The organism is Mesorhizobium sp. ES1-4 (genome assembly GCF_020164745.1).
Taxonomy (GTDB): domain Bacteria; phylum Pseudomonadota; class Alphaproteobacteria; order Rhizobiales; family Rhizobiaceae; genus Mesorhizobium.
Window position 1 is genome coordinate 36442 of sequence record NZ_JAIUGV010000026.1, and the last position, 20920, is coordinate 57361.

A 20920-nucleotide genomic window follows, 5' to 3' on the forward strand; every position below is an offset into this window, starting at 1 on the left:
GGTGTGCCATGACAAGCTACATCGTGCTGATGAACTGGACGGAGCAGGGCGCCAGAAATGTGCGCGATTCACCGAAGCGGCTCGATGCCGCCAGGAAGCAGCTGGGCGAAATGGGCGGATCGTTCAAGGCGTTCTACCTGACCATGGGCGAATACGACATGGTGGCCGTGGTCGAAGCCCCCGACGACGCGGTCCTGGCGCGCTTCTCGCTGATGCTGGCGGCGGCCGGCAACATCAGGACGCGGACGCTGAAGGCTTTCCCGGAATTGGCTTATCGCGAGATCATCTCGTCGCTTGCATGAAGCTGTCGCGACGTTTCCCGACGTCGACAATGATGCGCATGCCCTGACGGTGTCTTGCCGCGAGACGGGACGCCTTGTCGTGATAGACTGCGGCCAGGGAGAGGTCGCGATGAAGAAAGTCCCGCTATTGGCTGCCAGCCTCGCCGCAATGGTCTTGATGCCGACCGATGCCGACACGGCCCCGCAAAAACCTGTCGGCATGGCCAATCCGGCTTCAGTCCATTGCGGCGAGGTCGGCGGGCGGCTGGTGATGAGGAAAGACAAGGCCGGCAATGAATATGGCTTTTGCCGCCTGCCCAACGGACGCCTGTGCGAGGAGTGGGCACTGTTTCGCGACAACAGATGCGTCGGGCCGAAGATAGCGATGCGCGGCAAGTGAGTGCCGACAGGTCCATGCCTTTGTTGACCGTCTGGTACAACACATATTGCCCGGTCTGCGACGCCGGCATCGGCAGGCAGAAGCGGCGGCTGATCGAGGCGGTCAAGGCCGGGCGGATCGAGTTTCGCGACATCAACCTGGAGCCGGAGGTGCTCGCAGGGGCGGGCGCGTCGCTGGAGGACATTCGCCGCCGGCTGCACGCGACCGACGCGGATGGCCGATTGCTGGTCGGCGCCGACGTCGCCATCGCCGTGTGGCTGTTAACGCCGGGCGAGGAGTGGCTCGCCAAGCTGTTCGGCAATCCTGTCGCGCTGCCGCTGACGCGGTTTGGCTACGACCGGTTCGCCGATCTGCTCTATGCCTGGAACCGGCGCAACGGCCGCTGGTAGCGTCTCTTGGTCTCAATATCGTTGCCCCAACGCCCGAGGTATGATTTTGGGCGACATGCGTCAGTGATGGCTGTGCGGGCGCAGCTGGTTGGGAACGGCGCGCCGAGACAGTCCGCCGGCCTCGATCCAACTCCGCGTCGATCTCTCCGCGTCATCGATCAGGGCGGCCGTGCGCGTAAAATCATAAGGCGAGCCGGCCAGCGGGCAGAGCGACGGCACGATGGCGTAATCGATTTCATCCGGCAGATGATCGAGTTCGCGGACCAGTTGACGGGCAATCATCAGGGTCAATGCGTGCAGGCCATTGGCGATGGCGCCTTGCGGGGCAGCACTGAGGTTGCAGGCAAAGCCGGTCGGCAGAACGATCAGCCGCCGCGCGCCGAGACCGACCGCGACATGGATGGGAGTGTTGGAGGTGACGGCGGCGTCGATCAGCAGCCGGTCACCGACCTTTACCGGCGCGAACGCGACGGGAATGGCGCTGGAAGCGGCGATCGCGTCGGCCGCATTGCCGCGTGACAGCACCACCACTTCGCCGGAAAACAGATCGGTGGCGATGATGTGGATCGGGATCGGCGCATCTTCCAGATTGCGATAGGGCAGGTTGCGTTCCACGAGATTGCGGATGCCATGCGAGGCTGACAGGAAATCCCGTCGCGCCGCAAAGCCCAGCATCGAGCGCCAGCTGACCGGAAAGACGTCGTTGCGGGTGATGGTGCGCCAAAGCGTTTCCAGCCGCGCAATAGTCTCCACCGTGCCGGCGGCGGCATAGTAGGCGCCGTTGATGGCGCCGACGCTGGAGCCGACGACGAAATCCGCCCTGACGCCCGCCGCGACCAGTGCCTTCAACATGCCGACCTGGACGGCGCCGAAACTGCCGCCTCCCGCCAGCACCAGCGCAATCTTGCCGTCAGTTCCTGATGGCATCGCAACCTCCCTGCACGCCCTTGATTGGAAGTTCGCGGCGGTTGGCGGGTTTGTTTCCCCGAACAGCCACAGCACGCATTCGTGATGCCGCGGCGGCAAGCCCTTCTGGCGCATGGGTCCAGATGCATCGTAAGATATATCTTGACTGCATGGCTATGTGCGCCTAATTAAGATATATCGTAAGATAGAACTCAAGGAGCAATCAATGCACAGACACAATCATTCAGACCATCCTCATTTCGGTGAGCGCATGTTCATGCACATGGCCGGCAAATTTGGCGGCAGAGGTGGCAGCGGCTTCGGTCCGTTCGGGGGCAGGGGCGGCGGTGGCCGCGGTCCGGGCGACTTCTTCCGCGCCGGGCGCATGCTGGCCGACGGCGACCTCAAGCTGATCACGCTGTCGCTGCTGGCCGAGGCGCCGCGCCATGGCTACGACATCATCAAGGCCCTGGAAGAGCGCACCAGCGGCATCTACAGCCCGAGCCCGGGCGTGGTCTACCCGACGCTGACCTTCCTGGAAGAGGCCGGCTATGCCGTGTCGTCGAGCGAAGGCAACAAGAAGGTGTTCTCGATCACCGAAGCCGGGCAGGCGCATCTTGCCGACAACCGCGAGATGATCGACGGCGTGCTCGAACATCTCGAACGCTTCGGCCGCAAGATGGAAAAGGCGCGCGACTGGTTCGGCTGGAACGACGATGGCGCCGACCGTCGCGGCGGCCGTGGCGGGCGCTCGGAAACGCGCGACGAATTCCGCGCCATCCGTCATCGCCTGCGCGCGGCACTGAGCGAGATCGTCGATGCTCCGGCCGAAAAGCAGGCCGAGGCGATCGCCATCCTCGAAGCCGCCGCCGAGGCGCTGGAAGCGCTGACACATCGCTGATCCCGCGATGCCGCCGTCCCTTGAGGCACTGATGCTCAACAGAAAAGCCCGGGGAGACCCGGGCTTTTCTCGTCAAGCCATGCCGGCCTCATTCCTTGCCGACATATTCGCTGATCAGCTTTTCGTTGCGCGCCTTTTCGATCTTGGCGGTGGTCTCGGCGGAGATGCGCTCGTCGGTGCGGTACTTGACCAGGTTCACCAGGCTGCCGGTGAGCAACAGGATGCCCATCGCCCAATAGCCTTTGGTCGAGAGGTCGACCGGTGCGAGCCACAGCGACAGGCCGAGCATGGCGTAGGCGGCGCCGACCGAGATGGTGTTGAACATGATGTAGGTCTGATTGCCGTTCATTGTCGTATTCCCTTTGGTCTGATGAAAACTGGGGTTGATGGCGTGGTGAAAGTCAGGCCGGAAATTTTCAGTTGGTGGTCCTGAGGCGCTCGAGCACATCCCTGGCGCGCACCTTCACCGCCCGGCCATGCCCGGCATCGGCAAGGCGGTCGCGAATTGCATCGTGACGCAGTTCGCCGTCGATCTCGTCGAGAATGCCGGCCTCCTCGAACGGGTGGCTGCCGGCCTTGATGCGAGCCAGGAGCTCCTCGGCCTCGTTGAGGCTTGCCGAATGGCCGATCGACCTGACAAGGCGCGACTGCGCCTTGCGCTCGGCATCGATGGCCCGGGCCGAGATCATGCCCTGGTTGAGGTCGATGATGCGGCGGTGTGCACGCTCCACCGAAACACGCATCCGCAAGATCTTTTCGCCGAGGCTTTGAACCGTGGCGCGGCGGACTTCGCGTTCGTTCTCCAGTTCGGCGATTGCCGTCGCACCGCTTTCGGCAAGCCCGCTGTCGCCGGCGGCAAGCGCGCTGACCGTGCGCGACTCCAGATCGGCGTGGCGGCGGTCGAGCTGGTCGAGGCCAGCCTGCTCGGCACGCTGGCGCACGATCAGTGAGGCAAGTGTCTGCTTGGCGGCGGCAAGTCCCGCCTCGGCATCGCGGATACGCTGGGCCAGAAGGTCGATGGCGAAGCGATCCTTAAGGCCGTCCTCGGCCCGTGCGCTGGCGCCGTCGAGCAATGTTCTGATCAGGCTAAGCATGGTTCTTCTCCCTTCGAAGTTTCTGTGAACGATGTTCACGAAGCCAGCATAGCAGGAAATGAACATTGTTCAAGGGCAATTGTGAACGCTGTTCACGATGCCCGGCATATGGTAAACGAAGCGGGCGTCAGGCTCGCAGGCCGTTTTGCAAGGTGCGTTGATTCAGAAGGAAAAGCATGGCACTCGACAAGGAAGAGACGGGCGAGCGGGTGCTGGCCATTGCCGAAGCGCTGCTCAACGAGGGCGGCATGGACAATCTGAAGGCCAGGACCATCGCCGAACAGGCGGGCATCTCGGTCGGCTCGGTCTACAATCTGTTTTCCGATCTCGACGGTGTCCACCGCGCCGTCAACATGCGGCTGCTCGACCGGCTCGGTGTCGCGGGGGCGGCGGCGATGGCGGATCTCGGCAGGCATGGCATCACCGATGTGCGCCAACGGCTGCTGGCATTGGCCGCCGCCTATGTGCGCTTCGTCGAGGCGCATCCCGGCAGCTGGCCGGCCCTGCTTGCCTTCAACAGGCGGCGTCCGGTGCTGACCGAGCCCGACGTCTACGAAGCGCGGCTCGACCAGCTGTTCGAGATCATCGCCAGCGTCCTTGCCGATGGCGACTTCGATCTCGACGAGGACATGCGCCGGATCGCCGCGCGCACCCTCTGGTCAAGCGTGCATGGCATCGTCACCAGCGGCTATGCGGCCAGATCCGTGCGCCGGCAGGCGGACGAGATCGACCAGCAGATCGCGCTCCTGGTCAACGTCTTCATCAGGGGGCTGGAACGCGGCGGCACATTCGCGCATTCTGGACCGACAGCGTCGTGAATCGCAGGGAAGGCGATCACCGGCGACAAGGAGATTTTGAGCGATGTCTTTTCTGAAACGTCTTTTCGGTGGTGGCGGCGGCGGCGAAGCGGCCGAGCCTGGAAGCGCGGCGCCCGCCAAGCAGGTCGAGCACAAGGGTTTCACCATCAGCGCCACGCCCTACAAGACCGACGGCCAGTACCAGACCTGCGGCGTCGTCTCCAAGGAGATCGATGGCGTGGTGAAGGAGCACAAGTTCATCCGCGCCGACCGTTTCGCCGGGCTGGACGACGCCGTCGACATCTCGATCAAGAAAGGCATCCAGCTGGTGGATGAACAGGGCGAGCGGATTTTCGGGTAGGGCAGCAGACGTGCAACACGTTACTGAAGTAAATGGTTTAGTTCATCCTGCGTTGGAATGGCCACTGGCACAGGAGCAGTCGCCGGCATGGAAGTAGCCGGGTGCGTGGCATCGGTTCCATCGGTGACATAGCCCGGTTCTTCGGAGTATGAATAGACTTTCGTTATGATGCCTGACTTGAGCGCCTCAGCGCTCCAAACGTGATAGAGACCTTGCGGCGTTGCCAGACCCATCATCGCGAATACATCGGCGCTGTTGACACCCATCTCGTCAAAATAGTCGAATAGCAACTGCTTAAGGGCGGGATCGGGCACGGTCGAAATTTCGTCCAAGTCTCTTCTGCCGTTGTGCATACGCGGTTTCTTCCGACCGTTCGTTATCTGATGGACGGCGATGGAGGCGGTGGCAGCCGCAGTGCGGACCTTGCCTCCAGCCAAGGCCCACGGGCAAGCCGAGAAACAGTATGCCCCGCCAGAATGAACTTCCCCTTCCGACCAGCCGTTCTTGACTATCTTTTCCGGGCAGCGCGGCACCTGCATCGGGCAACCGTTCAACTGCGTTCTGCCCACCGCGGTCTCGAGGCCGGCAGCCCGGATCATGCGTCCCATCCAAAGCGCCGCATCCACGTTTCCCCCGCCAGACTGAAAGACGATGGGAAGCCTTTTTCCCTTCAGTTTTCGCAGAAAAGTCTCAAATCGTCCGGCTGTGTCGGGTTTAATCGTGCCCTCGGCGGATATCCATTGGATGCAGCTTACATTGCAATCGCCGTTCCGAACCAACATGAAATTCATGGGCCATTCTCCGGGCGCTTTCTGCTTTGTGGCGCCCGACGAAGTACCAACAAGCGTCGTCGCGAGGAAACCTGCGACGATCAAGCGAAAGACTGCTCGCAAGCTGATGCGAATTACCATGATGGAAAAACCCCACAAATACTCCGGTTCGGTAACTCGTGCCCCAGCAGCAAAGTCGCCGCGTCGATAGCCGATTCCTCCGCGCCGACCGCTTCGCCGGGCTGGACGACGCCGTCGACATCTCGATCAAGAAGGGCATCCAGCTGGTGGGTGAACAGGGCGAGCGGATATTGGGGTAGGAGCCCTGAGGAGCGTCGATTGCGCTCGAGGGGCAAACCTCGAGCGCTCCGGTCGAAGCGTTCGAGGTCCTACGTCAGCCGGTGTGCCATCCAGCCCGGTGTTATCCGCGCTTCTTGATGACGCCGTAGAGCACGTTGCGGTTTTCGCCGAAGTACACCTGCGCCTCGACGGTGTTGCGGTCGACGCTGGCATTGATGATGTTCCACATGTCGACCTCCGACCGCAGCAGCAGCACCCAGTCCATGAACGTTTCCCGGTAGCCGGCGTCAGGCGTGCCCTCGGCGTAGTTGGCGAACAGGAACGTGCCGTTCGGCTTCAGCATTTGCAGGCAGGTCTTGGTGAGCTTCACCGCGACGTTGTGCTGGAGGTAGTCGTAAAGGCCGGAGGCATAGATGAGATCGAACTTGCCCAGTCTGTGGCCCCTGGTGAGCACGGTCCGTACCGAGCCGTCAATGGCCTCGACCGCGGTGCCCTGGAAGTCGCGCGCGATCAGTCCGACGCTCTGGGGATCCTGGTCGAGCGCGACCCAGCGCTTGAGACCGCCCTCGGCCAATGCGGCCGAACGGTTCGCTTCGCGCAGATGGCCGGCCGCGATAGCCAGGACTTCGGTTTCCGGTCCATTGTTAGCAGCGGTCTCATCGACATAGCGGGTCAAAAGATCGCGGCGCTCTCGGGCCGCGACGCATGAGGGAACGTTCTGGGTATGGGTGTAAAGCGCCTTGCCGACCTCCGAGGCGTTCGCCACGCTCTCGGCCACGTGAGGGTCGCAGTAGATGTAGTCGAGCAGCTGCGCGTCGCCGGAATACCCCCTGGGCTTGGTGAATGACCAATGCGTCAGCGGATCCTCGAGAAAGTACTTCTGGATAGGGTGGTTCTGCGCCAGCGGTATCAAGGCTTGCCACACGTCGGGATGGACCTTGGCACGCAGCGCGTTGAGAAGCGACAGCAGGCGGCGAACGATCTCAGCTGGAAATTTCTGCTGCTCGATCTGTTGCTGTGTCGTGTGGAGGATGAGCGCAAGCTCCGCGCGAGCGGTCTCGAGCCCTTCGCCATGATGCTCGGGCCTTCCTCGACGGAGACCTCCCGCGATTGCCTCTGCGGTAATCAAACTCTGGCCATCAAACACAGTTTGCACACCAACGCTCCATAGTTAACAGTCAGTTAACTTATTACCTAGAATACTTCGTTTGCCAATGTCGGTGCGCGGGCATTTTACCGATATGATTAATTTCTCGCTAACCATGCCAATTCTTTGGAGTTTTTAAGGAAGCGATTCCGGGTTCGAGTTAACGGAAACTTGTCCTGCATCATTGCATTTGATCACGCGGCAAACGTGTCGTGCTCAAGGAGTCGGTCTGCGTTGGGGGCGGAAGCTGGAAAAGAGTTCGGAACGCGAAATCCCCGTCATCCGGGATTTGTCGCGAACGAGCGCGTCTCATCCAGAGTAACCGATGCTGTGGATGCGGAGCCACATGATCCGCGCCAGCAATTGGGGGCGGCCGAACTTCGCATCCTCTACAGGACTGAAGCCCAGGCGAAGCGAAGGAAGGAAGCCAGGCCAGGCCTTTGGATCGCCGTCCTCATCTATGTCTTGTTTTCGGTGTCGGATTTGCTGCTGATACCGGATGTGGCCGCCCTTACGATCACGGCCCGCTTCGCGGTCGGGCTTACCGCACTGTTGATCCTTGAAGCGCAGCTGCGCCGGGGAGCCGCCACGGAGTGGCTTGACGTAACCTGCGCAGCGGCCATCATCTTTGGTTATATCGGCTGGCTTTACCCCGCCTCCATGGGCGCCAACAAGGAAAGCGTCGCCTATTATATGGTCTTCGGCACCATTTTCATGATGAGTGCCAATCTTTTCTTCACGTTCCGCTTCAAGGTTTCGATCATCACATCGACGATAATTCTGTGCATCTTGTACGTGGTGAACTACTTTTTACCCGCATCGCTGACCTACAAGATGGTATTTGGCACTTTTTACGTTTCGTGCTTCACGTTCACATCCTATGTGAACTGGAAGCTGAACGAAGAGCGCTACAACGTCTTCCTGAATGCGCTGGAGGCCAAGATCCAGCACAATGAGGCCACCGAGCGCGGCAAGGCGCTGCTCAGGCTGTCGCGGACGGACCCGCTGACAGGTCTGGAGAACCGGCGGGCGATCGACGAGAAACTGCGCGACTACTGGAATGACTGGCAAAAACTCGGCCACGGTTTTGCGGCGATCCTCATCGACGTCGACTTCTTCAAGAAATTCAACGACTGCTACGGCCATCAGGAAGGCGACCGTTGCCTGATCCAGGTCGCCAATGCGCTCAGCGAACTGATCAAGCACTATGACGGCTCCATCGGCCGCTATGGCGGTGAGGAATTCATCGTCCTGGCCCGCATGGGCAGGAAAGGCCAGGTCGCGGATCTCGCGGAAGCCATTTGCCGCACCGTCGAGAATCTGGCGATCGCGCACGAGCTGCGGCGCGATGGCATCTCGATCGTGACGGCGAGCGTGGGCGCGGCATTCACCAGGAAGCAGACCGCCGCCAAGCTGGAGAAGATCATCCACGAGGCCGATCGTGCGCTCTATCTGGCAAAAGCCGGCGGCCGAAACTGTGCCCGGCTGTTCGATCCGACCGATCCCCAGAGCAGCGACGAGAGCGAGAACCTCGCGGCTTTGCTGAAGATCGCGATCGGCCAGGATCTGGTTTCGCTCGTCTATCAGCCCATCCAGGACGTCGCATCAGGCAGGGTCGAGGCCGTGGAGGCGCTGATGCGCCTCAAGATGCTGGACGGCACCCTGGTTCCGCCGAGCCTGTTCATTCCCGTCGCGGAGCGAACCGGCGCCATCCTCGCGCTCGGGCGTTGGGCAATAAGAACCGTGTGCGCCGAGCTCCTGGCGCAGGATCACGTGCGGGTGGTCAGCGTCAACGTCTCGCCGATCCAGCTCAAGACCCCCGGCTTCGCGACATCGGTCGCGACCATTCTGGGCGAGACCGGCGTGACCGGCAACAGGCTGGCCTTCGAGATCACCGAGGGGCTGGAGATGGAGATGCACTCCGACATCCTGCGCTGCATCAGCGACCTTAAGCTGCTCGGGATCCGGATATGGCTCGATGATTTCGGCACGGGTTTCGCCGGCCTTTCATGGCTTCGTCTCATCGATTTCGATACGGTCAAGATCGACCGCTCGTTTCTCCACGACTGCGGTACCCCCAAGGGCATGGCGATGCTGCAGGACATCATTGCGCTGGTCAGGAATCGCGGCCACAAAATCCTGGTCGAAGGGGTGGAGACCGAAGAGCAGATGCTCCTCATGCGCCAATTCGGCATCGACCTGGTCCAGGGCTTCCATGTCGGCCGCCCGGCGCCGGCCCTGAATTTCCAGGCCAAACGGACCATTCAAAAGCAGTCGCTGACAGTCCTCAAGTCGGCGTGACGGGGCAGGCGGCGGCTCGACCGGCGACCGGCCCGTCGATTGTGGCGCAGCGCACGGGTAGCGGTCGCGCGACAGCCGGTTCCCGAATGCACGCCCTCTGGATCCGGTTTTCGACCCTGCTTGTGGGAGCCTGGCCGCCGCGTTCCTGGACCGCTCCTAGATCGGCAGTTCCGATGTGTATTTGATCGTCTGGCTCGGCACGTCGGTCTTGACGTTCTGCACGCCCTTGATGCGGCTGAGATGTTCCGACTGGAAGCGGCGGTAGTCGTCGATGCCGGCGGCCACGACACGCACCATGGCGTCGCAGTCGCCGAGCATGAGATAGCACTCCATCACTTGCGGCAGCTTGGCCACCTCGGTGGCGAAATGTTCGATCGTGTCCTCGTCCTGCGCCTTCAGCCAGATGCGGGTGAAGAAGGTGAGGCCCTTGCCGATGCTGGCCGGATTGAGCACGGCGACATAGCGGTCGATGATGCCGGCTTCTTCCAGGAGCTTGACGCGCCGCAGGCAAGGCGATGGCGACAGGCCGACCTCATTGGCCAAATCATTGTTGGCCATGCGGCCGTCGCGTTGCAACGCCCGCAGGATGCGCTTGTCGATCTCGTCGAGCTTCATGGTGTTGGATTCCATTTTTCTGGCAATGTCTGACATTGAATGCCAAAATTTCTCGAAGAACAACTGTCTTCGCAACCAAATTGCGAAGACTTGTGGGTATGTTTGCCGTCGACATCACAAGATTTCAAACCTAACCGGAAGCGGCAGCCCGCAAAGCCGCCGATGGAAAAGCATGAGCGTTTCACAGGCAGTCGGGGCAGCCGGTGCTGGTTCGGGATCCGAATTCCGGCGTGGCGTGATATCCTGCGCGCCGGTGCTGTTCGGCACCATTCCCTACGCGCTGGTGCTCGGCGCCCAGGCCACGCAGAAAGGGCTGAGCACGGCCGAGTTGTCCATGATGACCGGACTGAACTTCGCCGGCGGCTCGGAATTCGCGGCGATCCAGCTGTGGACGTCGCCGCCGCATATCCTGCTCATCGTCGCCATCACCTTCCTGGTCAACAGCCGTCACCTGCTGATGGGGGCGGCGCTCGCGCCGTTCCTGCGCGAGTTGCCGCGGCGCAAGGTGTTTCCGGCGCTGTTCTTGATGTGCGACGAAAGCTGGGCGCTCGGCCTTGCCGACGCCAAACAACGCACTGCTGCCGGGACCTCGCCGGCCTTCAGCCCGCGCTATTACATGGGCGCGGCGCTGGCGATGTATCTGGCGTGGGTATCCTTCACCACGCTTGGCGCCTTGTTCGGTCCGATGCTTGGCCATGTCGAGACCTATGGTTTCGACATGGCGTTTCCGGCCGTCTTCCTGGTGCTGATGCGCGGCATGTGGAAGAGCGTGGCGGCGGCGCGGCCCTGGCTGGTCAGCCTTGTCGTCGCGGCATTGGTCTCTCTCTTTGTTCCCGGCGCCTGGTATGTCGCCGCGGGCGCGATGGCCGGGCTGGTCGCGGCCTGGCTGATGGCGGGTGACGCATGATCGACGCATCCACGCTTCTCACCATCGTGCTGATGGCCGGCGTGACCTATCTGACGCGGATCGGCGGCTATGTCGTGCTGCGCAACCGCGTGCTCGGTGCCCGCGCCACCGCGGTGATGGAGGCGGCGCCCGGCTGCGTGCTGATCTCGGTTGGCCATTACGCTGGCGGCGGCAACGCGCCTGTCGATGTTGCCGACGGTGCTGGTCGGCGTGGCGGCGACAGGGGTACTCAGGCATCTTATAGGCTAGAACGAAAAAGGCAGGCGCGAACGCCTGCCTTTTTTCCCAGTCGATATCAGTGGCTTAGGCCGCAGCCGCGATCTCATGAGCCGCCGCCACCACGGCGTCGACCTTGGCCGTCGCCTTGGCGAGCGCCGCATCCACGGCGTCGGGACCCATGGCCACGCCTTCAATGCGGATGACGTCGACATCGGTCATGCCGATGAAACCGAGCACGCTGCGCAGGTAAGGGATGGCGTGATCCATCTGCACGGCGGCACCTTCGGAATAGATGCCGCCCGAAGCCAGCACGATGTAGACCTTCTTGCCGGTGACCAGGCCCTTGGGACCGTTCTCGCCATAGGCAAAGCTCTTGCCGGAACGGGCGACATGATCGACCCAGGATTTCAGCGTCGAGGAGATGTTGAAGTTGATGAAGCCGGTGGCCAGGATCACCGTGTCGGCGGCGAAGAGTTCATCGAGCACGACATCGGACACGCCGACCACTTCAGCCTGGCGCGGGCTGCGCGCTTCAACCGGGGTGTAGATGCCGGTCGAATAGTCGGCATCGATATGCGGCAGCGGGTTGGCGACGAGGTCGCGCACAACCAGCGTGTTCGACGGATCCGCGGCAAGCAGCTTTTCAGCGAATTCGGTGGCGATGCGGGTCGAGTGCGAGGCGGCGCCGCGTGGGCTTGAGGTAACGAGAAGAATGGACATAGCGGGTTTCTCCAGTGGAATGAATGTCCCGCCAGATATGGGGCTGTCGACCAATCAAATAAACTGGTATATTTTCTATACGACCCATCCATAAAGTGGATACAATGATGCAGCCCAATCCGACACTCGACCAGCTCCAGATCCTTGTCGCCGTCGCCGATGCCGGGAGTTTTTCTGCCGCCGGCCGCAAGCTCAACCGGGCGCAATCCGTCATCAGCTACGGCATTGCCAATCTCGAGGCCCAGCTCGGGCTGAAGCTGTTCGGGCGCGAGGGCACGCGCGAGCCGCAACTGACCGAGATCGGCCGGGCGATGCTGGAGGATGCCAGGCGCATGATGGGCATGCTGCAGCGCATCCGCTCCCGCGCCGACGGCCACCATCACGGGCTGGAAGCCGAGGTGGCGCTGGCGGTCGATGTGGCATTGCCTTCGCCCGTGCTGGTACGGGTGCTCAGGGCATTCGAGGCGCGGTTTCCGACAGTGATGCTGCGCCTGCATATCGGCACGCTTGGCCTCATTCCCGATCTCGTCGTCAACGGACAAGCCGATCTCGGCATTGGCGGCTTGCTGGGCGAGGTGAATGTGCATCTCGTGCGCATCGGCTTCATGTCCATGGTGCCGGCGGCCGCACCCAGTCATCCGCTCGCCCTGCTGCCGAGGCCGGTGGCGCTCGAGGATGTGCGCGAACATACGCAGCTTGTCGTCACCGACCAGTCCGAGCGTACCAAGGGACGCGACTATGGCGTCTTCGCCTACCGCACCTGGCGCCTCACCGACATGCGCACCAAACACATACTGATGCGCGAGGGCCTGGGTTGGGGCGGATTGCCCCGCTGGCTGATCGCCGACGACCTGGCCAGCGGCCGGCTGGTGGAACTTGATCTCGAACCCTACAGGGAAGTGAGTTCGCCGCTGTTTGCCATGCACCGCAACGATCGCAGCCCGAAGCCCGCCGCCGCCTGGCTTATCGACCAGTTCAAGCGCCAACTCGGCTGCTTCAACGAGTTCGAGCCGGGCGAGGTGCCCGAAGACGAACCGGAGGCCGATGGCGTGTCCGGCTCCAATATCTGACCTGGCAGTGCCCGGAGGCACCCGCCCAGACCCTGGAGCTCGCGCTCTTGAGAGATCACTGGATTATGGTCACCCCGGAAACCACGATCTGCGCGGTGCGGGCGGTCAATTGCCCGCGCTTGCGCAGGGTTGGTTTTTCATAAGTCTTTTTCATGTGTCGGTCCGGTCATGAGCCTCTACGGATGCATGGACCCTGCCAGAACGCGAACGGAGAGTTCCGGTTGCATCGCGCGGTCTTTTCATCATCACGGCGATGCTTAACGCTGGAGGATGGATTTGCGCGACTGGGCGCCACTATGCGCGGGACAGCCCGTCCATCAGCGCCGTCAGGACGGCGCGGTAATCCTCGGCTGAAGCACCCGCCTCGATGGCGAGCGCCGCCCGATCGAAAGCCGCGGCAAGCAGGGCCGTCAGCGCCTCCGCCGGCAGCTTCGTCATCGATCGGGCCCGCATCGCCGCGACAAGGCCTTCACGCAGTGTGCGGTTGCCGTGACGATTATCGATCGCATCCATTCGCGCCCGGCCGAGCACGGCCGGGCCATCAAGCAGCAGGAGCCGGGTCCGACCTGGCGTGCGCATGGCGTCGAGATAGGCGTTGGAACCGGCAATCAGCGCATCGCGGGCACTGAGCGCAGGCTTGGAGGCGCGGTCAATCTCCCGCGCCACCGCCGCCGCCTCCTGTTCGACCACGGCGGCGAAAAGCGCCTGCTTGTCGGCAAAGTGGTGGTAGAGCGCGCCACGGGTCAGGCCGGCGGCGGCAACGATCTCCGGCGTGCCGGTTTCGGCATAGGACTTCCGCGTAAACAGTTCCCGCGCCGCCGCGATCAGTTCGGCGCGTGTCGCCTCGGTGCGGTCGCGGTTGGAGCGGCGCGTGGATTCCTGTTGCATACATACAGCCTGTATGTTATTTGAACTTACATGCAGACTGTATGTTAATCGACGGGAGAAGGAAAGATGAAGACGACGAGCTACTATCCGGTGCTGATGACCGGCGATGTCGCCGGCACGGCGGCCTTTTACATCGAGCATTTCGGCTTCCAGCCGCTGTTCACCAGCGACTGGTACGTACACCTGCGATCGGTGGAAAACAGCAGAGTGAACCTCGGCATCGTCCAGGGCGACCATGAGACGATCCCGGAGGAGGGGCGGGGGCGGGCCTCGGGCCTGCTGATCAATTTCGAGGTCCGCGATCCCGATGCGGTCTATGAGCGGACCATCGCCGCCGGCCTGCCGATCCTGCGACCGTTGCGCGACGAGCCTTTCGGCCAGCGCCACTTCATCACCAGGGATCCGAACGGTGTGCTGATCGACGTCATCAAGCCGATCCCGCCCAGCGAGGAATTCTTGGCGCAGTATGCGGAGGGCGCGGCCGGGGCCTGAGCGGCAGGCTCAGCTCGCCCTTGCAACCGGCGTCACCGCCACTTGGCTGACGCCGGTGCGGCGCACCACCGTGCATTGCGTCTCGCGGCCGATGCGCTCGGCGTCGAGGATACGCACCAGGTCGTCGACGCCGGTTACCGGGCGCCCGTCAATGGCGGCGATGATGTCGCCCTCCCTGAGCCCCGCCTTGGCCGCCGGGCCGTCCTTCTCGACGCTGCGCAGCCGCACCGCCGTGCTGGTCGAGACCTGCGATAGAAGTGCTGCGCGGCGCGGCAGGTTCGTCGTGTCCGCGGAGACACCGATGAAGGCGCGGCGCACGCGGCCGAAGCGGATGATCTCCGAAATGACGAAGTTCGCGGTGTTGGAAGCGACGGCGAAGGCGATGCCTTGCGCGCCGTGGATCATGGCGGTGTTGACGCCGATCACTTCGCCCGCCGACGACACCAGCGGCCCGCCGGAATTGCCGGGGTTGAGCGCGGCGTCGGTCTGGATGACGTCGTCGATCAGCCTGCCGGTCGAAGCGCGCATCGAGCGGCCGAGCGCCGACACGACGCCTGAGGTGACGGTCCATTCGAAGCCCAGCGGATTGCCGATGGCAATCGCGATCTGGCCGCGCCGCAGCCGCTTGGAATCGCCAAGCGGCGCGACATCGGCGAAGCTGCCGTCGGCGCGCACCAGGGCGATGTCGGTGTCGGGATCGCGGCCGAGCACGCGGCCCTCGCTGGAGGCGCCGTCGGGCATCGAGACGCGCACGGTTCTGGCATCACCCACGACATGGAAATTGGTGACGACCAGCCCGTCCGGCGCGATGACGAAGCCCGAGCCATGGCCGCCCGGGCCGCCGATGCGCTCGATGCGGCAGACGGCCGGGCCGATGCGGTCGACCGCGTCCGTGACCGTCGTCGAATAGGCGTCGAGCAGCGTGTCGTCGGATTCGAATTTCTGGGCGGCGAGGGCCATGAGCGGGCTCCGTGTTTTCAGGCTTTTTCGTAACTATATGTGCGGAGCGGTCCGAACCGCCGCGACCTGACCAGATGGCCAGTCGAACCCGCAACTAGCCGTCAGGCGAGTATCTGCAGGAGCGCCGTCGAGCGATATCTGGGATATGCAAGAAACCCAGGAGACCCATATGAGCGACTTCAATCTGAGCGCGTTTTCGGACGCTATCGCCGGTCTGGCCGCCAAGGCCGCCCCCACGACGGCGAGCTTCGCCACCCATCACCACCGCACGGCCAGTGCCTTCCATTGGCGCGACGGCTATTTCGTCACCGCCGAGGAGGCCGTCGAGGCCGGCGAGGAGATCGACCTGACGCTGGCCTCCGGCGCGACATCGAAGGCCGAACTGGTCGGCCGCGATCCTTCGACCGGCGTCGCCCTGCTGAAGCCGGCGGATGCGGGCACCGTGCCTGTCCTGGCCAAGGCCGATGCGGTTCGGCCGGGCAACATCGCCATTGCCGTCGGCAACAGCCACGGGGCGGAGTTGGCCGTTTCGGGCTCGGTCGGTGAAGTCGGCCCGGCCTGGCGCTCGATGCGCGGCGGCACCATCGACCGGCGCATCAACCTGGCCGTCGGCGCCGGCGGTCGCTTCGAGGGCGGCCCGGTGCTGGACGCCAAGGGGGCACTGATCGGCATGCTGCTGTTCGGGCCGCGTGGCCGGGCTCTGGTCATGCCCTACGAGACGATCGAGCGGGCCGTTGCCACGCTGCGCGAAAAGGGCCATGTCGCGCGCGGCTATCTCGGTGCCGGCCTACATCCTGTGCGTGACCGCGACGCGCGTGGAGCCATGGTGATGAGCCTCGACGACAATGGCCCGGCAAAGGCCGCCGGCCTCTCGCTCGGCGACATCATCGCGGCGTGGAACGGTGAGGCCGTGCAAGGTCCGCGCGACCTGATCCGCCGGCTCGGGCCCGACAGCGCCGGTGCCTCGGTGACGTTGGGTGTCGTGCGCGGCGGCGAACAGCGCGATGTCGTGCTGACCATCGGCGAAAAGCCGCTGAGCTGAGAGGTATGATGGAAACGCTCGCCAGCGACCGGGTCAGCAGCAGCGCCGCCTTGCGACAGCTGGTGGTGCTGATCGCGCTTGCCGATGCCGGGCGCGCCGAGCGCCTTGCCGCCTCACTTGCCGCCAGCGACGATTTGTTGCCGGTGGTGGTCGGCGGCGGCCGGGCCGACGTCGCGATCGTCGACGACAGGAGCGGTGACGCCGTGCCGGCCTCGGTGCCACGGGTGCTGCTCTCGGCGCGCGGCAGTGGCGAGCAGCCTGCCGGCGCGGTATCTGCCGTCATGCCTGCCGGCGCGGACGACCTGCTGATCGCCGCGGCGGCCCGGTTGGCCGCCGCTGGCTACAGCGTATCGGGCAATCGCCGCGCGCCCGAACATGGTGAGGATTTCCACGCCGGCGACGGCGAGCCGTTCGAGGACGAGGTTTTGGACGACCACGCCGCCCGGCCAGTGCTGTCGCCACGCGAGGCTGAAGTGCTGGCGCTGCTCGCCGAAGGCGCGCCCAACAAGGTAATCGCGCGGCGCCTCAACATCTCGGTGCATACGGCGAAGTTCCATGTCGCCGCGATCCTGATCAAGCTCGGTGCCGCCAATCGGACGGATGCCATTGCCATTGCGATGCGGCAAGGGCTGGTGCTGGTCTAGCGCCTCAGTCAGATGGCAGGTTCGATATCGGTTAGTCGAAATTCATTGCCCTTGAATAATAACGGCATGGCCTCGAGCCGAGCCGCGGCATAGGCGATGCAGTCGCCGAAATTAAGCGCGGCCGGATGTCTGCCCTTGCCATAGCGCAGGAAGGCTTGACGGGCTACCGCCGCATGGTCGGCCGTGAACGGGATCGTATCGATCGAAGCCGCGCTCAGGAAGGCGTCAAGACGATCGGCTATCTCGTCCTGCCAGCCGCCGACCAGCACCATCGTCGTCTCAAGCAGCGTTGGCGCCGCGATCAGCCGTCTCCCGGCGTTGGTGATGGCGCGCACAAATTGATCATGGCCAGGTTCGGCGCGCAGAACCGCGACGAGAGCCGATGAATCGACGATCATCGCGTCGGAATTCCAAGTTCATCGTAACCGAGGATCTCATCTTCGGTCATCGCATTCTCGCGTCTTGGAATCTTGCCGGCCTTGTCGGCGATCGCCATCAGGCGCTGGAAGAGACTATCGGGTTCGTCACGCGGCACCAGCCGCTCGCGGGCAATCTCGCGCTCAAGACTTTGGCGGATCGCTTCGGTCACAGACACCCTACGCCGACGCGCTAAATCGCGCGCCAACTGTTCGACTTTCGTATTCTTGATGGACAGCGCCATTCTATAATCTACCTCATTGTATAGAATATATACTACAAAGCCACGGCATCCAACAGGCGTTGGGCGATACCGGCCTCCGTTGCGTCATCGTCCTTTGGGACGCCAAGCCCTTGTATCCGGAGCCGCCACGGGCAAGGATCGCGCCGACGAAAAGAGTGCAGGGAAGCGGAGGAAAAATGTCGCTCAAGGGAAAGACGCTGTTCATCTCCGGCGGGTCGCGCGGCATCGGGTTGGCGATCGCGCTGCGGGCCGCGCGCGACGGCGCCAATGTGACCATCGCGGCCAAGACCGCCGAGCCGCATCCCAAGCTGCCGGGCACGATCTACAGCGCGGCGCAGGAAATCGAGCAGGCTGGCGGCAAGGCGTTGCCGGTGCTGTGTGATATCCGCGAGGAAGCGCAGGTTGCCGCGGCGGTCGCCAGAACGGTCGAGACATTCGGCGGCATCGATATCTGCGTCAACAATGCCAGCGCCATCCAGCTCACCGGCACGCTGGAAACCGACATGAAGCGCTATGACCTCATGCATCAGATCAACACGCGCGGTACATTCCTGGTGTCCAAAATGTGCATTCCACACCTGAAGTTGGCTAAGAACCCTCACATTCTGAATCTGGCGCCGCCGCTCGACATGAAGGCCAAATGGTTCAAGAACCACGTCGCCTACACCATGGCCAAGTTCGGCATGTCTATGTGCACGCTGGGCATGAGCGCGGAATTCGCCAAGGACGGCATCGCGGTCAATTCGCTGTGGCCGATCTCGACCATCGACACGGCGGCGGTGCGCAATCTGCTGGGTGGTACCACGGTGGCGGCGATGAGCCGCTCGCCCGACATCATGGCCGATGCCGCGCATGCGATCTTCATGCGAACGTCGCGCGAGGCATCCGGCAATTTCTACATCGACGAGGAGGTGCTGCGCGCCGAGGGCGTCAGCGATTTCTCGGTCTATGCGCCTGAGGCCACTGGACCGTTGGCCGGCGACTTTTTTGTGCCGGACGAGGTGTTTGCCAATTCCGATACGAACGTCAAAAGCATCTATTAGAGCGGTTCAGTATTGGTAGATCGCTGAACCGCTCTGCCCCTTTGTTTTCAGCAATTCCGGACGGAAAACCGCTACGCACCTTTCCTGGAATTGCTATAGCGGGCGTCACCCGCCGAACCAAAAAACCCCGCCGGAGAGGGCCGGCGGGGCTCAGTGCGTCCCGCTGGAGTCGGGACGGGGCAGGGAACGCCCAGTCCCCAATCTGGGGTGCGAGGTGCGACGATTCAATGAGCCGGGTCTAATGGCGGCACAATTCCTGTTGGCGGGGCTCGTACTGTGCGTAGTCCAGCCCACCCCGGTTGACCGGGGTGGGACGTTATTGCCGGCCTGAGTCCAGAACTCGCCGCAAGGCGCTGGAAACGCAGGTCAATTGTTGCTGGCGACCGGCGCCACCAGCGGGGTGATGCGGCGGATGGCGACGCGCCGGTTCTCCCTGTTGGGCGCCGACGTGTTGACCTTCAGGTACTCCTCGCCATAGCCCTGTGTGGTCAGGTTCTCCGGCGGGATGCCGAAGGCATTGGTCAGCGCTTCGGCAACCGCTTCGGCGCGACGATCCGACAAAGCGAGGTTCGCATCCGGCGTGCCGACAGCGTCGGTGTGGCCCTCGATGAGGAAGGTTTCCGCTGGGTTCTCCTTCAACAGCTTCTCCATCGCGTCGGCGACACCCTGGAGCTTCTGCACCTCGGTGTCGGAGATCGACGACGAACCGAACTCGAAGTTCAGCGTGTCGAGGTCGATGCGCCGTGCAATGTCACGCACGCGGGCCGAACGCTTGACCTCGTTGATCGAATAGAGACGCTGGACCCTCTCCACCGGCGGCTGTTCGAGGAACGTATAGTAGTCGTCGGGGTTATCGACATTCTGGGAATCGAGGATGTAATCCCGGCGCGGAATGGTCAGCTGCATCGGCGGCAGGTCATCGCCGGGGTCGCGCCAGTCATTTTCATCCTGATAACTGCGCTCGTCGACATAGCTCAGTATATATTCACGACCGTCGGACCCGATGCGCGAACGCTGCAGGATGTCGCCGTAACGGTTGCGGATGGTGACGATCCGGACGCCATTGCCGCGCTCGACCGTCTCACGCGTGCGGCCCTGCGGCAGATCCTCGTAGTATACATCCTTGGCGCCTCGGGTCAGGCGCGGACGATCGTTGCTCTGGACGAACGTCTGGTCGTTGAGCTGGATGATGACGCGGTCGCCGATCTGCTTGAGCACGTCGACGCCCTTGGGCCGGCGGCGGTCACGAATGTTCTCGTCAGGCGCGTGATCGAGGCGCGTGCCCTTCTCCTGCGTCACCGGGACGATCTTTTCGGGCTTGATCTCCTGCTGGGCCGCCTTGTCGCTGGCAGGCGGCGGACCCTGATCCACCGGCGCCGCTACCGACTTCCCGCCTTGGTCACCACCTTGCCCGGCGTCCTGCTGCCCACCATTCTGCTGCCCTCCGTTCTGCTGCTCGCCATTCTGGTTCCGGCCGCCCTGGCCGCTCTCGCGACCCTTGCGCCGGGCGTCCTTCTGGCTGTCGAGGATGGGGGCAGCATTCTTGTCGGCTGGTGCCTCGCCCTGCACGGGGTTCTCGCCCTGGGCGGGCGCGGCCTTGCCACCGGTGGCGGGCTGTTCGCCCGTGGCGGGCTGCTGGCCAGTCGCCGGTTGCTCACTTGCCGGCTTCCTGTGCTTCGTCTTGTCCTGCGGCTGCTCGCCCTGGGCGGGAGGCTGTTCTCCGGCAGGGGCCTGTTCGGCCTTCGGCGCAGGCTGTTCGGCCGGGGCTTCCTTTTTGGTCGGGACCGGTGTGGTTTCCGGCGTCGGTTCGTTCGCCCCAGCCGGCTTCCTGTGCTTTTCCGGCTTCTGTCCAGGCTCGGCGGCGGGCGTCTGCTCGGCGGGGGCGACCTGATGGTCCTGCTTGCGCTTCTTGGACGGGTTCTGCCCTTGCTGGTTGTCGTTGGCGGGAGCGGCCTCGCCGGCGGGTGCCTGCTCGGTCTGCTGCTGCTGGTCGCGCTTCTTCTTGCGCGGCT

General features: G+C 63.3%; 26 protein-coding genes and 2 pseudogenes. 15 read left to right on the top strand and 13 right to left on the bottom strand.

The annotated features are described in order from the left end of the window. Positions 1-8: 8 nt before the first annotated feature. The 3 genes from LB556_RS29775 (at position 9) to LB556_RS29785 (ending at position 1070) form a co-directional block, all read left to right on the top strand. Positions 9-302 carry a GYD domain-containing protein gene (locus tag LB556_RS29775; RefSeq protein WP_224571073.1) on the top strand — a complete coding sequence of 98 codons (294 nt, stop codon included), beginning with the start codon at positions 9-11 and terminating at the stop codon, positions 300-302. A 109-nt stretch (positions 303-411) separates the two neighbouring features. Further along, positions 412-681, top strand: coding sequence for a DUF333 domain-containing protein (locus LB556_RS29780; protein ID WP_224571074.1), 270 nt, complete (start codon positions 412-414; stop codon positions 679-681). A 14-nt stretch (positions 682-695) separates the two neighbouring features. Continuing rightward, a complete protein-coding gene (locus LB556_RS29785) occupies positions 696-1070 on the top strand; it encodes a thiol-disulfide oxidoreductase DCC family protein (RefSeq protein WP_224571075.1) in 375 nt (124 codons plus the stop codon). Between the two features lie 60 nt (positions 1071-1130). On the opposite strand, the gene LB556_RS29790 is transcribed toward LB556_RS29785, so the two are convergent. After that, positions 1131-1997 carry a patatin-like phospholipase family protein gene (locus LB556_RS29790; RefSeq protein WP_224571076.1) on the bottom strand — a complete coding sequence of 289 codons (867 nt, stop codon included), beginning with the start codon at positions 1995-1997 and terminating at the stop codon, positions 1131-1133. Positions 1998-2202: 205 nt separating this feature from the next. Between LB556_RS29790 and LB556_RS29795 the strand changes: the two genes are divergently transcribed. After that, positions 2203-2877, top strand: coding sequence for a PadR family transcriptional regulator (locus LB556_RS29795; RefSeq protein ID WP_224571077.1), 675 nt, complete (start codon positions 2203-2205; stop codon positions 2875-2877). Positions 2878-2965: 88 nt separating this feature from the next. Here LB556_RS29795 and LB556_RS29800 read toward each other — a convergent pair whose 3' ends face one another. Further along, positions 2966-3226, bottom strand: coding sequence for a YiaA/YiaB family inner membrane protein (locus tag LB556_RS29800; RefSeq protein ID WP_224571078.1), 261 nt, complete (start codon positions 3224-3226; stop codon positions 2966-2968). A gap of 67 nt (positions 3227-3293) precedes the next feature. Further along, positions 3294-3971 carry a PspA/IM30 family protein gene (locus tag LB556_RS29805; protein ID WP_224571079.1) on the bottom strand — a complete coding sequence of 226 codons (678 nt, stop codon included), beginning with the start codon at positions 3969-3971 and terminating at the stop codon, positions 3294-3296. A 176-nt stretch (positions 3972-4147) separates the two neighbouring features. Between LB556_RS29805 and LB556_RS29810 the strand changes: the two genes are divergently transcribed. Then, on the top strand, positions 4148-4789 hold the full coding sequence (locus tag LB556_RS29810) for a TetR/AcrR family transcriptional regulator (protein ID WP_224571080.1): 642 nt from the start codon (positions 4148-4150) through the stop codon (positions 4787-4789). A gap of 43 nt (positions 4790-4832) precedes the next feature. Next, positions 4833-5129: an HlyU family transcriptional regulator gene (locus tag LB556_RS29815; protein WP_224571081.1), complete on the top strand. Its 297-nt coding sequence runs from the start codon at positions 4833-4835 to the stop codon at positions 5127-5129. A gap of 20 nt (positions 5130-5149) precedes the next feature. Here LB556_RS29815 and LB556_RS29820 read toward each other — a convergent pair whose 3' ends face one another. Further along, positions 5150-6040: a hypothetical protein gene (locus LB556_RS29820; RefSeq protein ID WP_224571082.1), complete on the bottom strand. Its 891-nt coding sequence runs from the start codon at positions 6038-6040 to the stop codon at positions 5150-5152. Positions 6041-6105: 65 nt separating this feature from the next. On the opposite strand from LB556_RS29820, the pseudogene LB556_RS29825 reads away from it, so the two are divergent. Then, positions 6106-6219, top strand: a pseudogene (locus LB556_RS29825) (HlyU family transcriptional regulator); the annotation flags it as partial. A gap of 101 nt (positions 6220-6320) precedes the next feature. Here the strand turns inward: LB556_RS29825 and LB556_RS29830 are convergent. Next, positions 6321-7355, bottom strand: a complete 1035-nt coding sequence (locus tag LB556_RS29830) for a class I SAM-dependent methyltransferase (RefSeq protein WP_224571083.1) — start codon at positions 7353-7355, stop codon at positions 6321-6323. A 321-nt stretch (positions 7356-7676) separates the two neighbouring features. On the opposite strand from LB556_RS29830, the gene LB556_RS29835 reads away from it, so the two are divergent. Then, the gene (locus tag LB556_RS29835) at positions 7677-9647 is read left to right on the top strand and encodes a putative bifunctional diguanylate cyclase/phosphodiesterase (protein WP_224571084.1); all 1971 of its coding nucleotides are present in this window, start codon (positions 7677-7679) and stop codon (positions 9645-9647) included. A 156-nt stretch (positions 9648-9803) separates the two neighbouring features. On the opposite strand, the gene LB556_RS29840 is transcribed toward LB556_RS29835, so the two are convergent. After that, the gene (locus LB556_RS29840; protein ID WP_224571096.1) at positions 9804-10262 is read right to left on the bottom strand and encodes an Lrp/AsnC family transcriptional regulator; all 459 of its coding nucleotides are present in this window, start codon (positions 10260-10262) and stop codon (positions 9804-9806) included. 172 nt (positions 10263-10434) lie between these two features. Here LB556_RS29840 and LB556_RS29845 point away from each other — a divergent pair, with 172 nt between their 5' ends. Beyond that, positions 10435-11169: an AzlC family ABC transporter permease gene (locus LB556_RS29845; protein WP_224571085.1), complete on the top strand. Its 735-nt coding sequence runs from the start codon at positions 10435-10437 to the stop codon at positions 11167-11169. Beyond that, positions 11166-11418, top strand: a pseudogene (locus LB556_RS29850) (AzlD family protein). Before LB556_RS29845 ends, LB556_RS29850 begins: the two are co-directional and overlap by 4 nt. 54 nt (positions 11419-11472) lie before the next feature. On the opposite strand, the gene LB556_RS29855 reads toward LB556_RS29850, so the two are convergent. Then, positions 11473-12108, bottom strand: coding sequence for an FMN-dependent NADH-azoreductase (locus LB556_RS29855; RefSeq protein WP_224571086.1), 636 nt, complete (start codon positions 12106-12108; stop codon positions 11473-11475). Positions 12109-12215: 107 nt separating this feature from the next. Here LB556_RS29855 and LB556_RS29860 point away from each other — a divergent pair, with 107 nt between their 5' ends. Then, positions 12216-13178, top strand: coding sequence for a LysR family transcriptional regulator (locus LB556_RS29860; protein WP_224571097.1), 963 nt, complete (start codon positions 12216-12218; stop codon positions 13176-13178). Positions 13179-13233: 55 nt separating this feature from the next. Here LB556_RS29860 and LB556_RS29865 read toward each other — a convergent pair whose 3' ends face one another. Together LB556_RS29865 and LB556_RS29870 are read right to left on the bottom strand one after the other, a co-directional pair. Continuing rightward, positions 13234-13332 (bottom strand): putative RiPP precursor, encoded by a 99-nt coding sequence (locus LB556_RS29865; RefSeq protein ID WP_224571087.1) that lies wholly within the window; start codon positions 13330-13332, stop codon positions 13234-13236. A gap of 140 nt (positions 13333-13472) precedes the next feature. Next, positions 13473-14066 carry a TetR/AcrR family transcriptional regulator gene (locus LB556_RS29870; RefSeq protein WP_224571088.1) on the bottom strand — a complete coding sequence of 198 codons (594 nt, stop codon included), beginning with the start codon at positions 14064-14066 and terminating at the stop codon, positions 13473-13475. A 66-nt stretch (positions 14067-14132) separates the two neighbouring features. Here LB556_RS29870 and LB556_RS29875 point away from each other — a divergent pair, with 66 nt between their 5' ends. Beyond that, positions 14133-14558 carry a VOC family protein gene (locus LB556_RS29875; RefSeq protein WP_224571089.1) on the top strand — a complete coding sequence of 142 codons (426 nt, stop codon included), beginning with the start codon at positions 14133-14135 and terminating at the stop codon, positions 14556-14558. Between the two features lie 9 nt (positions 14559-14567). Here the strand turns inward: LB556_RS29875 and LB556_RS29880 are convergent, their stop codons facing one another. After that, a complete protein-coding gene (locus LB556_RS29880) occupies positions 14568-15518 on the bottom strand; it encodes a S1C family serine protease (protein WP_224571090.1) in 951 nt (316 codons plus the stop codon). A 169-nt stretch (positions 15519-15687) separates the two neighbouring features. Here LB556_RS29880 and LB556_RS29885 point away from each other — a divergent pair, with 169 nt between their 5' ends. Then, positions 15688-16560, top strand: coding sequence for a S1C family serine protease (locus LB556_RS29885; protein ID WP_224571091.1), 873 nt, complete (start codon positions 15688-15690; stop codon positions 16558-16560). Positions 16561-16568: 8 nt separating this feature from the next. Beyond that, positions 16569-17204, top strand: coding sequence for a helix-turn-helix transcriptional regulator (locus tag LB556_RS29890; RefSeq protein ID WP_224571098.1), 636 nt, complete (start codon positions 16569-16571; stop codon positions 17202-17204). 8 nt (positions 17205-17212) lie between these two features. Here the strand turns inward: LB556_RS29890 and LB556_RS29895 are convergent, their stop codons facing one another. Both LB556_RS29895 and LB556_RS29900 read right to left on the bottom strand, forming a co-directional pair. Continuing rightward, complete coding sequence (locus LB556_RS29895) at positions 17213-17602, bottom strand: type II toxin-antitoxin system VapC family toxin (protein ID WP_224571092.1); 390 nt, start codon at positions 17600-17602, stop codon at positions 17213-17215. After that, on the bottom strand, positions 17599-17865 hold the full coding sequence (locus LB556_RS29900; RefSeq protein ID WP_224571093.1) for a type II toxin-antitoxin system VapB family antitoxin: 267 nt from the start codon (positions 17863-17865) through the stop codon (positions 17599-17601). Before LB556_RS29900 ends, LB556_RS29895 begins: the two co-directional genes overlap by 4 nt. 176 nt (positions 17866-18041) lie before the next feature. Here LB556_RS29900 and LB556_RS29905 point away from each other — a divergent pair, with 176 nt between their 5' ends. Further along, a complete protein-coding gene (locus LB556_RS29905) occupies positions 18042-18908 on the top strand; it encodes an SDR family oxidoreductase (protein ID WP_224571094.1) in 867 nt (288 codons plus the stop codon). A gap of 366 nt (positions 18909-19274) precedes the next feature. Here the strand turns inward: LB556_RS29905 and LB556_RS29910 are convergent. After that, on the bottom strand, positions 19275-20920 hold a 1646-nt coding region (locus LB556_RS29910; RefSeq protein WP_224571095.1), incomplete at its 5' end, for an OmpA family protein.

Bases quoted from the DNA above. Each gene is read 5' to 3' on its own strand.
- LB556_RS29775 (WP_224571073.1), top strand. From the start codon at position 9: ATGACAAGCTACATCGTGCTGATGAACTGGACGGAGCAGGGCGCCAGA.
- LB556_RS29780 (WP_224571074.1), top strand. From the start codon at position 412: ATGAAGAAAGTCCCGCTATTGGCTGCCAGCCTCGCCGCAATGGTCTTG.
- LB556_RS29785 (WP_224571075.1), top strand. From the start codon at position 696: ATGCCTTTGTTGACCGTCTGGTACAACACATATTGCCCGGTCTGCGAC.
- LB556_RS29790 (WP_224571076.1), bottom strand. From the start codon at position 1,997: ATGCCATCAGGAACTGACGGCAAGATTGCGCTGGTGCTGGCGGGAGGC.
- LB556_RS29795 (WP_224571077.1), top strand. From the start codon at position 2,203: ATGCACAGACACAATCATTCAGACCATCCTCATTTCGGTGAGCGCATG.
- LB556_RS29800 (WP_224571078.1), bottom strand. From the start codon at position 3,226: ATGAACGGCAATCAGACCTACATCATGTTCAACACCATCTCGGTCGGC.
- LB556_RS29805 (WP_224571079.1), bottom strand. From the start codon at position 3,971: ATGCTTAGCCTGATCAGAACATTGCTCGACGGCGCCAGCGCACGGGCC.
- LB556_RS29810 (WP_224571080.1), top strand. From the start codon at position 4,148: ATGGCACTCGACAAGGAAGAGACGGGCGAGCGGGTGCTGGCCATTGCC.
- LB556_RS29815 (WP_224571081.1), top strand. From the start codon at position 4,833: ATGTCTTTTCTGAAACGTCTTTTCGGTGGTGGCGGCGGCGGCGAAGCG.
- LB556_RS29820 (WP_224571082.1), bottom strand. From the start codon at position 6,040: ATGGTAATTCGCATCAGCTTGCGAGCAGTCTTTCGCTTGATCGTCGCA.
- LB556_RS29840 (WP_224571096.1), bottom strand. From the start codon at position 10,262: ATGAAGCTCGACGAGATCGACAAGCGCATCCTGCGGGCGTTGCAACGC.
- LB556_RS29845 (WP_224571085.1), top strand. From the start codon at position 10,435: ATGAGCGTTTCACAGGCAGTCGGGGCAGCCGGTGCTGGTTCGGGATCC.
- LB556_RS29855 (WP_224571086.1), bottom strand. From the start codon at position 12,108: ATGTCCATTCTTCTCGTTACCTCAAGCCCACGCGGCGCCGCCTCGCAC.
- LB556_RS29860 (WP_224571097.1), top strand. From the start codon at position 12,216: ATGCAGCCCAATCCGACACTCGACCAGCTCCAGATCCTTGTCGCCGTC.
- LB556_RS29865 (WP_224571087.1), bottom strand. From the start codon at position 13,332: ATGAAAAAGACTTATGAAAAACCAACCCTGCGCAAGCGCGGGCAATTG.
- LB556_RS29870 (WP_224571088.1), bottom strand. From the start codon at position 14,066: ATGCAACAGGAATCCACGCGCCGCTCCAACCGCGACCGCACCGAGGCG.
- LB556_RS29875 (WP_224571089.1), top strand. From the start codon at position 14,133: ATGAAGACGACGAGCTACTATCCGGTGCTGATGACCGGCGATGTCGCC.
- LB556_RS29880 (WP_224571090.1), bottom strand. From the start codon at position 15,518: ATGGCCCTCGCCGCCCAGAAATTCGAATCCGACGACACGCTGCTCGAC.
- LB556_RS29885 (WP_224571091.1), top strand. From the start codon at position 15,688: ATGAGCGACTTCAATCTGAGCGCGTTTTCGGACGCTATCGCCGGTCTG.
- LB556_RS29890 (WP_224571098.1), top strand. From the start codon at position 16,569: ATGGAAACGCTCGCCAGCGACCGGGTCAGCAGCAGCGCCGCCTTGCGA.
- LB556_RS29895 (WP_224571092.1), bottom strand. From the start codon at position 17,602: ATGATCGTCGATTCATCGGCTCTCGTCGCGGTTCTGCGCGCCGAACCT.
- LB556_RS29900 (WP_224571093.1), bottom strand. From the start codon at position 17,865: ATGGCGCTGTCCATCAAGAATACGAAAGTCGAACAGTTGGCGCGCGAT.
- LB556_RS29905 (WP_224571094.1), top strand. From the start codon at position 18,042: ATGTCGCTCAAGGGAAAGACGCTGTTCATCTCCGGCGGGTCGCGCGGC.